The sequence below is a fragment of the Bilophila wadsworthia ATCC 49260 genome (genome assembly GCF_000701705.1).
Taxonomy (GTDB): domain Bacteria; phylum Desulfobacterota; class Desulfovibrionia; order Desulfovibrionales; family Desulfovibrionaceae; genus Bilophila; species Bilophila wadsworthia.
On sequence record NZ_KL370817.1, the window covers coordinates 8,143 to 23,757 of the forward strand.

Below are 15,615 nucleotides of genomic sequence, written 5' to 3' on the forward strand. Positions count from 1 at the left end.
CCGAGGAGAGAACACATGCGTATTTTTGTCGTAGGACTGATGATGCTTGGCTTGGCTGGGTGCTCGTTCGCGCCGGACTACCAGCGTCCCCAAATGGAATTGCCGCAGGCGTGGAAAGATCCCGGAAAGGGCGAACAGCTTGACGAACAGTGGTGGAAGCGCTTCGACGATTCCATGCTGAACGCGCTGGTTCAGGAGGCGCTGATCGCCAACCGCGACATCGCGGCCGCCGTGGCGCGGGTCGACTACGCGCGGGCGCAGCTTGGCGTGGCGCGTGCGGAACTGCTCCCGCTTTTGAGCGGGCAGGCGCAGGGGACGCAGACCTGGGTGGACAACACCAAGATCACGAACGGCTCGCAGTCGCCGTTCTCGGCGGGCTTCGGGGCGACATGGGAACTTGACCTCTGGGGCAAGCTCCGCAACGCCAAGGAAGCCGCCATGTATCAGGTGCTCGGAACCGAAGCGGCGCAGCGCGGCATGAGGCTCTCCATCGCGGCGCAGACCAGCAACGCCTACTTCCTGCTGCGGAGCCTTGATCTCCAGCTCTCGACCGCCGAGCGGACGGTCAAGACGCGTACGGATGCGCTCAGGATTTATACGGCCCGTTATGAACAGGGCCTCATCAGCGAACTGGACTTGAGCCGCGCCAAGACGGAAGTGGAAACCGCCAAGACGGCCCTTTACCAGACGCGCATTTCCCGCGATGCGGCGGAAAGCGCCCTGGAAGCCCTGCTCGGACGCTCGCCCAAGGACATCATGGATGGCACCGTGCAGCGCGGCATGACGCTGGAATCCATCCCAACGCCTCCGGTCATCCCGGCGGGCGTGCCTTCCGATCTGTTGGAACGCCGCCCGGATATCCAGCAGGCCGAGATGTCCGTCAAGAGCGCCAACGCCAACATCGGCGTCGCCAAGGCCGCATGGTTCCCGGCCATTTCGCTGACCGGCCTCTTCGGCGTGGTCAGCCCCGAACTGCATACCCTGATGAGCAATCCGCTCCAGACGTGGAGCTACGGCGGAGCTGCTTCCGTGCCGCTGCTTGATTTCGGGCGTGTGAAGTACGGCGTCGAAGCCGCCGAGGCGAAGCAGCGCGAATCGCTGGCGACCTATGAAAAGACCGTTCAGGGTGCCTTCAAGGAAATGCGCGACGCCCTGACCCGCCAGCAGGAGATGAGCAATGTCGTCGCCTCGCTGGAACGCATGGTCAAGGAGTTGCGGCTTTCCGTGGAGCTGGCGAATACGCGTTACGACAACGGCTATTCCTCGTATCTGGAAGTGCTGGACGCGGAACGCTCGTTGTTCGACAGCGAAATGCAGCTCGCCGCCGCGCGCAGCGAACGCCTGTCGTCCATCGTGAATGTCTGCCTCGCGCTTGGAGGCGGCTGGAAGTAGCCTGAAGAAACGCTGTCGTGGAAGGGCCTCTCTCCGGAGAGGCCCTTTTCGTTCCTGAGGCGCGGCGCCGAAGACAGTAGGCTGTACGCGGGGGGAGGCCCTTTTTTCCGAAGGCCTTTTTTCTTCAAAGGCGGTTCACTGTACGGCTGAGGGCGCGTTTCTTCATGGCGTCCTTCTCCCTCCCGGAGGCGCGCCGTTTTCCCTTCCGCATGTTTGTACTGGACAAACGGGGGGATTGGCTGTAGTTATCCACAGATTACGTTTTTCACTTTGAGGAGTACTATCATGGCCCATAAGAAAATCGAGCGTAAGAAGGAACTTGATCGTCGTCGCAAGCGTCGCGCCGAGCGCATCAAGGCCCGCATTCACGAAGCTCAGGCTGCTGCCAAGAACAGCAAGTAAGTCTGGCGATCTTTCTTGTGCCGGAGCCCCGGCACGAAGCAGCGGATGCGCCCCGGCGCTTCCGCTGTTTCTCCTTTGTCCGAATTCCGGGAAATCGTCAGGTTTTCCGGTTGTTTTGTCAGTAAAGGCCGCTTGGAGCGGTCCTGAATGCCCTTGGTGGAGCGAGTCGATGCCGATTTACGAATATCGTTGCCGGAAGTGCGGCAACGTGTTTGAAGAATGGGTAAAAACGTTTGATTCTCCGGAGCTTGAGCCCTGCCCCAAGTGCGGCGGCGATGCCGAACGGATCATGTCCAATACGTCTTTTAAGCTTGAAGGCGGCGGCTGGTTCGCGTCCTGCTACGGCGGGAAAGCGTCCGGTTCCGCCAGTGATGCCGCCCCGGCTGCGGACGCGGCCCCGGCAAAGGCTGACGCGGCCCCCGCGAAGGCGGAGGCGGCTGCCTCCGGTTCGGGTGGAGGTTCCAAGGCGGCTACGGCCTGATTTCTTGCGGCGTGGGCGTTTGCCCGCGCCGTTTTCTTACTCTTTTTGTGAGGAGATCCCATGATTGAACGCTATACCCGCCCGGAAATGGGCAAAATCTGGACGCCCGAGAACCGCTATCAGGCTTGGCTGCGTGTTGAGCTGGCCGTGTGCGAGGCGTGGAACCGCGTCGGCGAAATTTCCGATGCCGATATGGAAACGCTCCGCAAGGAAGCCGATTTTACCGTCGATCGCGCCTTCGTCGACCGCGCCAACGAAATTGAGGAAACCACCCGTCACGACGTTATCGCCTTCCTGACCGCCATTGAAGAGAAGGTCGGCCCCGTTTCCCGGTTCATCCATCTGGGCTGTACGTCTTCCGACATCGTGGATACCGCCGGTTCGTTGCTCATGGTGGAAGCCGGCGAACTGATCCTCAAGGCGTTCGACCGCGTCCTCGCCGTGCTCAAGAAGATGACGCTGGAGCATCAGGGGCTGCTTTGCATGGGCCGCACCCACGGCATCCACGCCGAGCCCACCAGCTTCTCGCTCAAGATGGCGGGCTTCTACGCCGAATTCAAGCGCGACCGTGCCCGTTTCGCCGCCGCCCTCGACGACATGCGCGTGGGCAAACTCTCCGGGGCCGTGGGGACGTACACCGTGCTTTCGCCGGAAGTGGAAGCCATCGTGTGCGGCCTGCTCGGCCTCAAGGTGGATGAAGTGTCCACGCAGGTCATCCAGCGCGACCGCCACGCCGCCTATTTCACGGCGCTGGCCGTGACCGCCGGGACCATCGAGCGCCTCTGCGTCGAGCTGCGCCATCTCCAGCGTACCGAAGTCCGCGAAGTGGAAGAAGGTTTCGGCAAGGGACAGAAAGGTTCCTCCGCCATGCCGCACAAGAAGAACCCCATCTCCGCCGAGAACATGACCGGCCTGTCCCGCCTCATCCGCACCAACGCGCTGGCGGCGCTGGAAAACCAGGCGCTCTGGCATGAACGCGACATCAGCCATTCCTCTGTGGAGCGCGTGATCATGCCCGACTCCACGATCCTCACGGATTACGTGCTGCACCGCCTTTGCCGCCTGCTCGAAGGGCTGCGCATCATGCCCGAGAACATGGCCCGCAATATGGAGTGCTCGTTTGGCCTCTATTTCTCGCAGCGTGTGCTCACCGCGCTCATCGAGACGGGCATTCCGCGTCAGGAAGCCTACGTCATGGTGCAGCGCAACGCCATGAAGAGCTGGGAGACCCGTCAGCCGTTCCCGGAACTCATCAAGGCCGATCCCGAAATCAACAGCCGCCTCAGTGAGGAGACCTTCGCCGGGCTGTTTGATCCCCAGTTCTATCTCCGCCACGAAGGCGACATCCTCAAGCGCGTGTTTGAGGAATAGGAGACTTGGAGGGGGAAAACCTTCTGGAGAAGGGCTTCCCTTTCCCCCCTCCAAACCACCCCCCTTTCCCTCCTAAGGCTTTTGTAATGGGGGAGGGGAGTGGCCGCGATTTGACGGAAGGGCTTTTTTTCGTTTTTCTGAACTTCTTCCGCGCCGCCTCCCCACCAGTCGAAAGTCTTGGGAAAATGAGGGGAGGAGGTCCGGGGGAGGGGAGAAGGAAGCCTTTCTCCATAAAGGTTCCTTCTCCCCTCCCCCGGTTCCACACTTACCACCACAGGAGCCACCATGCGCGAACTCAAAAAGCGCCTCGCCAAGATTCTGATCGAACGTTCCTACCGCGAAGGGGATTTCACCCTCGCTTCGGGCCGCAAGAGCGACTACTATTTCGACTGCCGCCAGACCGCGCTGCACCCCGAAGGGTCGTGGCTCATCGGTACGCTGTTCAACGAGCTGCTGGCCGATCTGGACATCAAGGGCATCGGCGGCATGACGCTCGGCGCCGACCCGCTGATCTCCGCCACCACCGTCATTTCGCATGAAAAGGGCCGTCCGCTCGCCGGGCTCATCGTGCGTAAGGAATCCAAGGGCCACGGCACCAACCAGTATGTGGAGGGCCTGTCCAACTTCAAGCCCGGCGATCCCGTGGCGATGGTCGAAGACGTGGTCACGACCGGCGGTTCGCTGCTGAAGGCGTGCGAGCGCGTGAAAGACGCGGGCCTGAACGTGGTTGCCGTATGTACCGTGCTTGACCGTGGCGAAGGCGGCCGTGAAGCCATCGAAGCCGCGGGATACCAGCTCCGCGCGCTGTTTACCCGTCCCGAACTGGTCGAGCTTGCCAAAGAAGACTAGCCTGACGCATTGACGCTTGTGATGAGGCCCCTCGGAGGAATCTCCGGGGGGCTTTTTGTTTGGCGGGCAGGGAAAAGAATAAGGGGGTCGACAAAAAAGTGGGAGGGACGCAGGATAACGGCTTGGGTTTTTGCGAAAAGGAGATTTTCATGCCGTTTGAATGTGTTTCCATGAGGGTGTGGGGCTGTACCGCGCTGTTGCTCGCTGGCTTGATGTGCGAGCCGGAGGCAAGGGCATGGGAGGCCGTGACGGATGGGCTGCCTGATCAGGCGGTGGTGGCCGTGGACAAGTCGCGTCAGCGTTTTTTCCTCATGGAGAAGGGGAAAGCCCGTGATTATCTGTGTACAACCGGGCAGGCGCAGGGCGACAAACAGGTACGCGGCGACTTGAAGACGCCGGAGGGCGTTTATTTTGTTGTGCGGAAGCGGACGGAGCAGCTGGATTTTGAGGAGTACGGCGGGGAAGCTTATATCCTTGACTACCCGAATCCCGTGGATCGGCTGCGCGGCAAGACGGGATCGGGGATTTGGGTGCACAGCCGGGGCAGGGCGATCACGCCGTTCGAAAGCCGGGGATGCGTCGTCCTGAACCTCAAGGATATCGCCGAAGTCGGGCCGGAACTGAAGCGGGGGACCCCCGTGCTTATCGGCGAACGGGTGGAAATCGCGCCCCGGAAGGACGCCGTACGCGAAGTGGAGGAACGCACCCGTGGCTGGCGCGCGGCTTGGCGCCGTGGGGAGGCCGGGGACGGGTTCATTGCGCCGGAACGTGCCGCATCCATAAGGAAGGTAGAGCGCCAAGAAAAGCGTGTACGGGTCACATTCGGGCCTGTCCGGGTTCTGGAAGGGCCGGGGTATGTGGTCTCGTGGTTTGCCCAGCGCACGGCTTCGCCCGACGGAGGCGCGGAGACGGGGGTACGCCGCCTCTATTGGGAGAAACAAGGCGACGGCGAATACCGCATCGTCGGAATGGCATGGGCCGACTAGCGTTTTTGGGCTTTGAAACAGTGGGGTTTCAACTCAATGTTCCTCCGTTCCCGGCGTCAAATGGCCGGGAATTCCGGAATGGAAGACGTCCTGTCCAGCCCGTATTTTTTCAGCAGTTCATAGAAATGCCCGCGTGAAACGCCGGCAATCCCGGCGGCGCGGCGGACGTCTCCCTGACAGGCGGCGAACAGCCCGGCGATGTAATCGCGTTCGGCTTTGGCCTTCATGTCGCGCAGGGTGGGGAAGGTTTCGGGCTTCCGGGGCTGCGTGGAGGGTTCTTGTTCCGGGAGAGGGGCGGTCGGCGCGGATTCCTCTGGCTCGGAGAGGTGCACAAGCCGTTTGCGGGCCAGTTCGATGCGGATTTCCGTGGGCAGGTGCCGGGTAAACAGCTGGGTGCCGTCCCCCGCTGCTGCGCAGGCCCGTTCGATGGTGTGGCGCAGTTCGCGCACGTTGCCGGGCCACGAATAGTCCGCCAGCATCGCGTAACAGTCGGGAGTCAGCTCCTTGTTCGGGAGTTCGTGGCGCTGGCAGTAGCGTGCGGTGAAGTGCTCGGCGAGCAGGGGGATATCTTCGGCGCGGCGGCGGAGCGGCGGCACATGGATGGTCATGCCCCGCAGCCGGAAGCGGAGATCGCTCCGGTAGAGGTCCATGCCCACCATGTCGTCGAGATCCCGGTTGGTTGCGGCGACGAGGCGGAAATCGCTTTCCACTTCGCGCACTTCGCCGACGGGACGGAAGCGGCGCAGCTCCAGCGCCCGCAGGAACGCGCCCTGCACGGGGAGGGGCAGTTCGCCCACTTCGTCAAGGAACAGCGTGCCGTGGTCGGCGGCGGCGAGAAGACCCTCGCGCGCCCTGTCGGCTCCGGTGAACGCGCCCCGGGCGTGTCCGAACAGATGCGCCTCCACCAGCGTTTCTGGCAAGGTGGTACAGTCCACGGTGACGAACGGGCCGGACGCCCGCAGGCTGTTGGCGTGCAGGGCGCTGGCGAACAGTTCCTTGCCGGTCCCGGTTTCCCCGGTGATGAGTACGTTGACGTTGCTCGCGGCGGCTTCCCGCAATGCTTCCAGCGCTTCGGCCAGCGCGGGGCTTTCCCCGATGATGTCGGGATGCCGCAGCAGGCTGCGGGACTGGCTGTCCCGGCTGTTTCGCCATTGCACGGCCTGCGTGAGCGCCTTCGAGAGATCGCGGACGCGGAGCGGTTTGACCAGATACTCCCACGCCCCGGAGCGCAGGGCCGCCTCGGCGGCGTCGGCGTTGCCATGCCCCGTAATGATGATCACATCCGGACGGCCCGGAAGCTGTGAAAAGGTCTCCACATGGGCGAGCCCGTCCCCGTCCGGGAGCAGTACATCCAGCAGTACGATGTCCACGCCGCGCTGCGCGAGGTCTTGCCCTTCTTTGATGGAGGCGGCGGTGAGCACTTCGTGCCCGAGGGACTCCCCCACATCGGCCACGAGTACCCGGATCAGGCTTTCGTCATCGACAACAAGGATACGGGCCATATTTACGCCCCGCAGTATTTACGAAGAGCGGCGGAAGCTCGTTCCAGCGCTTCGATGGTGGTGCGCAGCAGGGCGGCAAAGTCCTGTCCGGCCGGGGACGCGGCGGCCTGCTCCAGATCGGAGCTGGCCTTGCGCAGGCTCTCAAGGTGCAACATGCCCGCGCCGTTTTTGAGGCTGTGCGCCTGACGCCGCAGCTCGGGGCAAAGTTCGGGAAGCGTTTCCGGTGACAGGGCGAAGCGTTGCAGATTGGCCCGGATGTTGGGTTCCTCGCCGAGGAAGATCCCCGCCAGCCGCTTGAGGAGGGCTTCACCGCCCAGAGCATCCAGCGCGGCGGCGGGATCGAAGACGTCGGCGGGCTGTTCAGCGGGTTCGGATGCGGGCATGGGCGTTTCCTCTTGTTCCTTGCGGGTGAATGGGAGCAGGTCGGCCACGACGGAGGCCAGCTTTCCGGCCTGTACGGGCTTGAGCAGCCAGCGGTTGATCCCCATGCGGCGGAACGCCTGTTCGTCGCCGGGGTCCAGCGTGGCGGTCAGCACGAGGATCGGGGTCTCCGGCGCGACGCCGAGTTCCCCGGAACGGATTTGCCCCGCGATGTCGAGCCCGGTCATGTCCGGGAGGCGCATGTCCAGCAGTACGGCGTCGGGTTGCAGTTTGCGGATGAGGTACAAGGCGTCCTCTCCGCTGCTCGCCATGTGCGCGGCATATCCGGCCTGCGTCAGCGCTTCGCTGAGGAACAGGGCCGTAACCGCCGTATCTTCAGCGACCACCAGCCGTCCGCTCGTCCCCGTTTCTGCGGGGCGGTCAGGCTGGGCGAGGGGGGAGGGAGAAGCGGGGCAAGGGGAGGCGGGCGTTTCCGGCAGGCCGTCCGAGTCGGCCGCCAGACGGAACAGGGCTGTGAAGGTGAACACGCTGCCCATGCCGGGCGTGCTGGAGAGCGTCAGGTCGCCGCCGAAGCGCCGCGCGATGTTGCGGGCGATGGCAAGCCCGAGGCCCACGCCGGTTTCGTGCTGATCGCCCGAATCCCGGACGCCGGAGCCCTGTTCGAAGCTCTCGAAGATGCGTTCCTGTTCGTCCGTGGGGATGCCCCTGCCGGTGTCGATGACTTGGAAGGACAGCGCGCATCGGCCCTCGGGGGCCTGCGATTCCGCCCGGGTGACGCGCAGGGTCACGGAACCCTTTTCCGTGAATTTCACCGCGTTGCCGAGCAGGTTGCCGAGCGCCTGACGCAGCCGGAAACCGTCGCCTACGAGCCTGTCGGGGACGGTGTCGTCCGTCACGAGCGAAAGCCGGATGTCCCGGCTGGCGCAGGCCGGGCGCAGCACGGCGATGCAGGCGCCGAGCTCGGCGCGCAGGGAGAACGGCGCGCAGCAGGTGGGCTGCCTGTCGGCCTCAAGCAGTGAATAGCGCATGATGCCGTCGACGACCGTAAGCAGGCTGTCGGTGGCCTTCCGGAGGTTGGCGAGCAGATAGCGGTGATGCGAATCCTGCGTTTCGCGTTCCAGCAGTTCGGTCATGCCGAGGATGCCGGTCAGCGGGGTACGCATATCGTGGGTCATGTTGGCGAGGAAGGCGCTCTTGGTGCGGTTGGCGGCTTCGGCAAGCTCCTTCTTGCGGTTGATCTGGAACGTGGCCCCGCCGATCCCCACCATGCCGATGATCCCGATGATCCCGAATGCGAGCCCGGTGGTGCGCTTGCGTTCGGTCGCCGCTGCAAAAAGGGGCTCGGCGGAGATGGATACGCTGATGCCGCCGAGCACGTCGCCGACCTTCTTGTCCTGATGGCACTGGATGCAGCTTTCCTTGGCGGGCAGGGCGGCCATATAGCGGTAACGCATACCCTCCTTGTCGGAAACGAGATCGAAAAGCTCGTGCCTGTCCTTTTCGAAAGAGAGCAGGGCCCCGGTTTCCCACTGATCGGCCCGGTTTTCCGGACGCTTCGGGGACAGGCTGGAAATGCGGAAGCTCGCCAGCGTGGAGGTGAAGCTTTCCGCGATCTGCCGGGTCATATAGGCGGGGTTGACCTTCACGAGGGTAGCGCCTCCCTCGGCGCGGAGGGTGCGCTCCTCCTCCGGCAGCCACGGGTTGGCGGGGCAGCCGGGGTGTTCGCGGACCCAGACGCCGCCGTTGTTGGCGTTCCAGTCGCGGGTATCCACGATGCTGGAAAAGAGCGTCGCGGTCTGGATGCGGGCCAGTCCCGTGGTATACTCGTCCTCGCGCTGGGCGGTCCAGCGGAACAGCGTGAACAGCAGCAGCCCCCAGAGCAGGGTGATCAGCAAGGGAAGGCGCAACACGCGCCATGAGAACGTGGACATGAAAGGCTCCTCTGTGGAACGGAGGCAGGGGAATCCGTGAGGCCGGTTGCCCGTATCCCGGAACTTCCGGACGGCTTGCCCGGTTCCTGCCGCTCCCGCGCCGTGTCTTCTCTTGATCCGGTGGATCGGCTCCAGGCTTGTGATAAAATAGGAACCATTCTGAACAGGTTGTCTGAATCGGACAAACTGTCAGCTTTTTCTGACTAGCTGTCATAAAAATCATACTGTAGCAAGGGAAAAGGAAGAATGAGAATGCTCCTCATCTTCACCTCTCCCGTATCATTTGTTATTTCAAGAGGATTGCGCTTTGTACGAAAAGGCGCAATCCCGGCACGTTTTTTGATAGAAGGCATAAGAGGATTGCCGTTCGCGGCGCGCCGGGAGACGGCCCGCCAAAGCGGTTTTGGTATCTGTTGCAAGAGGAGGCAAGAATGTCTGAGGTGTCACCCCGCAAGTGCCCGTGGTTGAAGATACTGCTGGGCGGCGTTGCGCTGGGCGTGCTCGTGCTGGCAGGGCTGGCGTGGGGTATGCGGGTGACGGATGCGCGTCCCTTCTGTTCCAGTTGTCATATCATGGAACAGGCCGCACGGACGCACAAGCTGTCCCCCCATGCCAAGCTGGCTTGCAACGAATGTCACGCTCCGACGGCGTTGCTGTCGAAGTTGCCCTTTAAGGCGAAGGAAGGCGCCAGGGATTTCTACATGAATACCCTGGGCGATGTGGACCTTCCCATCGTGGCGGGCATGGCGACGAAGGACGTCGTCAACGCGAACTGCAAGGCCTGTCATTTTGCAACCAACGAGAATGTCGCCAGCATGGACGCCAAGCCCTACTGCGTCGACTGTCACCGTAGTGCGCAGCACATGCGCATGAAGCCCATCAGCACAAGGATGGTGGCCGATGAATAGCCGAGTATTTTACACTCTGATCAGGTTGGCGGTGGTGTGCGCCGCCCTGGGACTTGCCGCGGGCTGCGACGACGTGTCCACAGCCGAATTGAAGACCCCGGTCTACAAGACGGGCTTGAAGGACTCCGACGACAACAAGACCTCGGCGTTTCGCAAGGACTTTCCCCTTCAGGCCGCCAGCTACGACCGCAACAACGAATCCACGTTCATGAGCAAGTATAAGGGCTCCGTCAACTTCATGAAGAACGACGACGTGGATCCCCTGCCCGAAGGCTACAAGCAGGCGGCCCAGCCCTACCTCAAGAACCTGTGGCTCGGCTATCCCTTCATGTACGAATACCGTGAAGCGCGCGGCCACACGTATGCGATCCACGACATCCTCGAAATCGACCGCATCAACCGGTACGGTGAAAAGGGCGGGATGCCCGCCACCTGCTGGAACTGCAAGACCCCCAAGATGGTGCAGTGGATCAAGCAGTACGGCGACGATTTCTGGGCCAAGGACTTCAACCAGTTCCGTACGGAAGTCACGGACGACGATTCCATCGGCTGCGCGACCTGCCACAACGCCGAAACCATGCAGCTCCAGCTCTACAGCGAGCCGCTCAAGGATTATCTGAAGTCCGTGGGCAAGGACCCCGCAAAGCTCCCCCGCAGCGAGATGCGTTCGCTCGTGTGCGCCCAGTGCCATGTGGAATACTACTTCAACGATCCCGGCCACGGCCCCACCAAGCGCCCTGTCTTCCCGTGGAAGAACGGCTTCACGCCCGAAGCCATCTACAGCGTGTATGAAGACAACGGCAATGTGGACATGCCCGGCTTCAAGGGCAAGTTCGCCGACTGGGTGCACCCCGTTTCCCAGACGCCCATGCTGAAGATGCAGCATCCCGACTATGAAACGTGGATCGACGGTCCGCACGGCGCCGCCGGTGTGGCCTGTGCCGACTGCCACATGCCGTACCAGCGCGAGGAAGGCAAGAAGATGTCCAGCCACTGGTGGACCTCGCCCCTGCGTGACCCCGAACTGCGCGCCTGCCGCCAGTGCCATGCCGACAAGACCGCGGCCTACCTGCGCGGACGCATCGAATACACGCAGGACAAGACCTATAAGCAGCTTCTCGTGGCGCAGGAATACTCCGTGCGCGCCCACGAAGCCGTGCGCCTTGCTCTCGAGTACACCGGAGAAAAGCCCGCCGATTATGATCAGCTGATCATCCGGGCCAAGGAAGCCGTCCGCAAGGGCCAGATGTTCTGGGATTTCGTGTCCGCCGAAAACAGCGTCGGGTTCCATAACCCCGCCAAGGCCCTCGACACCCTGACCAGTTCCATCACCCTGAGCCAGGACGCCATCAACGCGGCGCTCAAGGCCACCAACTACGGCATCGCGCCGAAGCTGGAGGGCGACATCAAGCAGATCGTGCCGCCCATCCTCAAGATGAGCCGCAAGCTCCAGCAGGACCCCGAATACCTCAAGACCCATCCGTGGTTCGCGTACCTGAAGCCCCTGCCGAAGGCCGACCAGATGTGGGAAGGCAACAAGAAGATCCAGTAGGCATATGATGAAGGGGGAATCCTCACCCAAAGGCGGAAGCCGGGGATTCCCCCTTTCCTCTCAACGCCATGAACGCATCATGCGGGTGAGAGGATACCCTCAAGACGGGGCGGCTGATCAGCCGTGCCCCCTTTGGCGACAGGCTCCTCCCCCTTTTTCTTCGGGAGAATCCCCTCCCGTTCACGTCATCCTCACTCCATAAACGGCAAGCCCTTCCGATGCATGACCGGAAGGGCTTGCCGTTTTGTTGACACGCCGCGTGCCGCGATGGGTGTTTCGTGGGGCAACAGCCCTACTTTGTTGGGGCGATGCGGCCTGTTCGCGGGGAACATTTTCCGGACGCGGGAGGGAAGCGCTATTTTTTCTCGCTGCCTACATCCACGGTCGTTTGGGAGGAATCCTCCTGACCCTCTTCGGCGGACGGAAGCGCGGCTGAGGCGTCCACATCCACGGCGGGAGGCAGGGCTCCTGGCTGGCCGCCGGGGACCGGGGGCAACATGCGCAGTTCCGTGGTCGGCGCGTGCTTGGTATCGAGGATGACCATGCCGGTACGTTCCAGCACTTCGTGGCGGAACGCGTATTCGGCTTCCATCTGCTTGGTTTTGTAGTGCATCCACGCCCGGACCACATAGCTGACCATCCAGGCCACGGCGAAGCCGCCCACGACCCAGATGGCGACCAGATGGAAATTTTCCCCGAGTTTCAGGAGCAGGCTCATCACCCCGTCGAGATAGTAGATCGCGGCGCACATGAGCACGAAGCCCGCGAACAGGATCACCGTGGGCGCTCCCCGGACCAGCGCGTAAAACGTCTGCATCCGCTGCGGGACGCCTTCGAGGTTCACGTCTTCGCCGCCGCGCGCCCCCCGGGAGAAGCCGAGGCTCACGAGGTTGACCAGCAGCATGGCGAGCACAGGGACCATAACCACGGCGACCAGATAGCCGATCCACGGGAATTGGAAGTGCGGCACGCCGCTGGACGAGGGCTGGGCGTTGGTGATGCTGATGATGATGGCGCCCACCGTTACCGCGAGCTCCATGAGGACGATGCCGATGACGAGGTAGAGGAATAAGGTTTTCTGCTCTTTTTCAGTGAATTGCTTGCCGAACAGCGTGTGGTGCTTCTGTTCCGCGCCGCTGTCCTGCGGGGTTTCGGGGGCATCTTTGGAGGCTTCGGCCTCCTTGCGCTCCGCATGTTCGTATTTGGAAAGGTTCATGTATGCTCCATTGCTTGGTGATGGATCTCATTGGTATGTTTTCGAAATGGGGTAGTATCATAAAGCCGTGCCGTCCGCCAAGGTATGGCCCGCCTCTTCACCGCTGGAGCGGCGGGTTCTTTGGGCCGCGTCGGCACGGTCATGGACTGCCGGAAGGGCTTATGATAACAGTAAGAGGCAGCAGAACCGAACGGCGTCCGCCGAGGGAACCAACCAGCTGTCGAGGAAAAATATTGTGTCTTCTCATAAGGTTATCAAGACAATTGCGGAAATCAACGAGCGCATCAAAAAAGGCCGGGCCGTTGTCCTCAACGCTGAGGAAATGACCGAGGCCGTCCGGCGCATGGGCCCGGAAAAAGCCGCCCGTGAAGTCGACGTGGTGACCACGGGCACGTTCTCGCCCATGTGCTCGTCCGGTTTGCTGTTCAACATCGGCCAGCCCGAACCGCCGAAAATCCGTACCACCCGGGTCTGGATGAACGACGTCCCCGCCTACGCCGGGCTTGCCGCCGTGGACGCCTATCTTGGCGCCACCGAGCTGCCCGAGGACGATCCCCAGAACAAAGTCTATCCGGGCCAGTTCAAATACGGCGGCGCACACGTCATCGAAGATCTCGTAGCCGGGCGCAGCGTCCATCTGCGGGCGACCTCATACGGGACGGACTGCTACCCCCGCCGGTCCCTCGACCGTACCGTCACGCTGGCGGATCTGACCTGCGCACAGCTTTTGAACCCGCGCAATTGCTACCAGAATTACAACGCGGCGGTGAACTGTACCAGCCGCACGATTTATACCTACATGGGGCCGCTCAAGCCGGACATGCGGAATGTGAACTTCGCTACGGCGGGCTGCCTTTCGCCGCTGTTCAATGATCCGTGGTTCCGTACCATCGGCACCGGGACGCGCATTTTCCTCGGCGGCGGGCAAGGCTACGTCATCGGCGCGGGCACACAGCACGATCCCTCACCTCAGCGCACCGAGAAAGGGCTCCCCCTCAGCGGCTCGGGCACGCTCATGGTGCGCGGCGATCTCAAGGGCATGAAACCGCGCTATCTGCGCGGCCTGTCCCTCACCGGGTATGGCGTGTCGCTGTCGGTGGGCGTGGGGATTCCGATCCCGATCCTCAACGAGGAAATGGCGGCCTTTACCGGGGTTTCCAACGAGGACATCCTGATGCCCGTGAAGGATTACGGGTATGACTACCCCAATGGCCTGCCTCGGGTCATTCAGCATGTGCGCTTCTCCGACCTGCTTTCCGGCGAAGTGGAAATCCAGGGCCGCAAAATCCCGACCGTGCCTCTGACCAGCCATGTGATTTCTCTTGAAATCGCCGACACGCTCAAGGCGTGGATCGAAAAGGGCGAGTTCCTTCTGACCGAAGCGGTTGACCGCATTCCGGCGTATTGATGAACGCTTGGGGAGGAGAAATTTCCTGGAGAAGCCCCCTCCTCCCCAAAACTGCCGGATCGGATTGTGCCTATCCCTTTCTTTTCAAAGTTTTTCGCCTTATCCTGAATCTCTGTTCGTGGAAGCGGGAAATGAGCCTGCCCTGCTGGTGGAGAGGGAAAGGCGGCCTTGGGGGCGGGCAGGGTTCTTGTCTTTTGCGGAAACAGTATTACTTTTATAAAGTAATTCTCTTTGGGAGCCGGGCGCTCTGGCTTTCTCTCCTTTTCTTTCCGTACAAACGTAGCGAGACGAGGTGTTTTGGTGAAACTCCCCGAATTTGGTTTTTTGGAAAAATGCAAGATTGTCGGCAAAACGCTGCTGGTGCAGGTTTGTTTGTTCATTACGTTGCTGCTGCTCGCGTGGGGCAGCCAGGCTCTGTATGCGAAGCTCGATCGCACGGAATTCCCCACCCCCGTACAGATCACCGACGCCGACAAGCTTGACGAGAACGCCAAAGGGAAGGCGCTGGTGGACGCCATCACGCACCAGATGCGTTATGAGCTGGACTCCACGTTCGGATGGAGCATCAACGATATTTTGTTTAACCGGTTCGTGTTGGACAACCGGGCGTACCGCCAGTACGGGGTGTACCACGCCACCAAGGTGCTGATGGACCTGTATTCCATGACCATCGCCAAGCTCGGCACCAACGACCGCGAGAGCGAAATGCTCTACAAGGCCCGCCTGAACAGCTTTGCCATCGATCCGCGCAGCTTCATGTTCCCGTCCGCCGAGTCGTCCTACAAGAAGGGGCTCAAGCTCATTGAACAGTATAAGGAGAGCCTCGACAAGGGTACCGGCGTGTACAACTGCCGGACCGACGACCTGTACGCCTCCTTCGACCTTGTGATCGGCGAAAACCTGCTCGGGTATGCGCTCGGCCTGCTTGAAAACTCGCAGGAACTGCCGTTCTACACGCTGGACAACCGTATTTACGAAGTACAGGGCATTGTGCTGGTCGTGCGGGACTTCATCAGCGCGCTGTATGAACTGTACCCCGAAATCAGCAGCAAGGGGAACGCGGGCAATATGGCCGCCGCGATCGAATACATGAACCGGATCTGCACCTATGATCCGCTGTACATCACGTCCAAGGTAAACTCCGGCGAACTGATCATTTCGTATGTGCTGTTCGCCAAGAACCGCCTCGAAGACATCCGCAACAGCATCCGTATCTAAGTTTTTTATCAGGTTCAA

General features: G+C 61.7%; 12 protein-coding genes. 9 read left to right on the forward strand and 3 right to left on the reverse strand.

What is annotated here, in order from left to right:
* The first annotated feature begins 15 nt into the window (after positions 1–15).
* The 5 genes from T370_RS0122120 (at position 16) to T370_RS0122145 (ending at position 5,481) form a co-directional block, all read left to right on the forward strand.
* Complete coding sequence (locus T370_RS0122120) at positions 16–1,392, forward strand: efflux transporter outer membrane subunit (protein ID WP_029437043.1); 1,377 nt, start codon at positions 16–18, stop codon at positions 1,390–1,392.
* Between the two features lie 571 nt (positions 1,393–1,963).
* A complete protein-coding gene (locus T370_RS0122130; protein ID WP_005025168.1) occupies positions 1,964–2,275 on the forward strand; it encodes an FmdB family zinc ribbon protein in 312 nt (103 codons plus the stop codon).
* A 60-nt stretch (positions 2,276–2,335) separates the two neighbouring features.
* On the forward strand, positions 2,336–3,646 hold the full coding sequence (gene purB, locus T370_RS0122135) for an adenylosuccinate lyase (RefSeq protein ID WP_005025170.1): 1,311 nt from the start codon (positions 2,336–2,338) through the stop codon (positions 3,644–3,646).
* A gap of 285 nt (positions 3,647–3,931) precedes the next feature.
* Positions 3,932–4,495 carry an orotate phosphoribosyltransferase gene (gene pyrE / locus T370_RS0122140; protein WP_005025172.1) on the forward strand — a complete coding sequence of 188 codons (564 nt, stop codon included), beginning with the start codon at positions 3,932–3,934 and terminating at the stop codon, positions 4,493–4,495.
* Between the two features lie 149 nt (positions 4,496–4,644).
* On the forward strand, positions 4,645–5,481 hold the full coding sequence (locus T370_RS0122145) for a L,D-transpeptidase family protein (protein WP_029437044.1): 837 nt from the start codon (positions 4,645–4,647) through the stop codon (positions 5,479–5,481).
* Between the two features lie 56 nt (positions 5,482–5,537).
* Here T370_RS0122145 and T370_RS0122150 read toward each other — a convergent pair whose 3' ends face one another.
* Positions 5,538–6,983: a sigma-54-dependent transcriptional regulator gene (locus T370_RS0122150; protein WP_029437045.1), complete on the reverse strand. Its 1,446-nt coding sequence runs from the start codon at positions 6,981–6,983 to the stop codon at positions 5,538–5,540.
* A gap of 2 nt (positions 6,984–6,985) precedes the next feature.
* The gene (locus T370_RS0122155) at positions 6,986–9,295 is read right to left on the reverse strand and encodes an ATP-binding protein (RefSeq protein WP_029437046.1); all 2,310 of its coding nucleotides are present in this window, start codon (positions 9,293–9,295) and stop codon (positions 6,986–6,988) included.
* A gap of 431 nt (positions 9,296–9,726) precedes the next feature.
* Here T370_RS0122155 and T370_RS0122160 point away from each other — a divergent pair, with 431 nt between their 5' ends.
* Both T370_RS0122160 and T370_RS0122165 read left to right on the forward strand, forming a co-directional pair.
* Entirely contained in the window at positions 9,727–10,203 is a 477-nt protein-coding gene (locus T370_RS0122160; RefSeq protein WP_005025182.1) for a cytochrome c3 family protein, read from the forward strand.
* Positions 10,196–11,755, forward strand: a complete 1,560-nt coding sequence (locus tag T370_RS0122165; RefSeq protein ID WP_005025185.1) for an ammonia-forming cytochrome c nitrite reductase subunit c552 — start codon at positions 10,196–10,198, stop codon at positions 11,753–11,755. Before T370_RS0122160 ends, T370_RS0122165 begins: the two co-directional genes overlap by 8 nt.
* 355 nt (positions 11,756–12,110) lie before the next feature.
* Here T370_RS0122165 and T370_RS0122170 read toward each other — a convergent pair whose 3' ends face one another.
* Positions 12,111–12,971: a hypothetical protein gene (locus T370_RS0122170; protein WP_005025187.1), complete on the reverse strand. Its 861-nt coding sequence runs from the start codon at positions 12,969–12,971 to the stop codon at positions 12,111–12,113.
* A 235-nt stretch (positions 12,972–13,206) separates the two neighbouring features.
* Here T370_RS0122170 and T370_RS0122175 point away from each other — a divergent pair, with 235 nt between their 5' ends.
* Together T370_RS0122175 and T370_RS0122180 are read left to right on the forward strand one after the other, a co-directional pair.
* Positions 13,207–14,379, forward strand: coding sequence for a homocysteine biosynthesis protein (locus tag T370_RS0122175; RefSeq protein WP_005025189.1), 1,173 nt, complete (start codon positions 13,207–13,209; stop codon positions 14,377–14,379).
* A 300-nt stretch (positions 14,380–14,679) separates the two neighbouring features.
* Positions 14,680–15,597 (forward strand): DUF2333 family protein, encoded by a 918-nt coding sequence (locus T370_RS0122180; RefSeq protein ID WP_005025191.1) that lies wholly within the window; start codon positions 14,680–14,682, stop codon positions 15,595–15,597.
* The last annotated feature ends 18 nt before the right edge of the window (positions 15,598–15,615 follow it).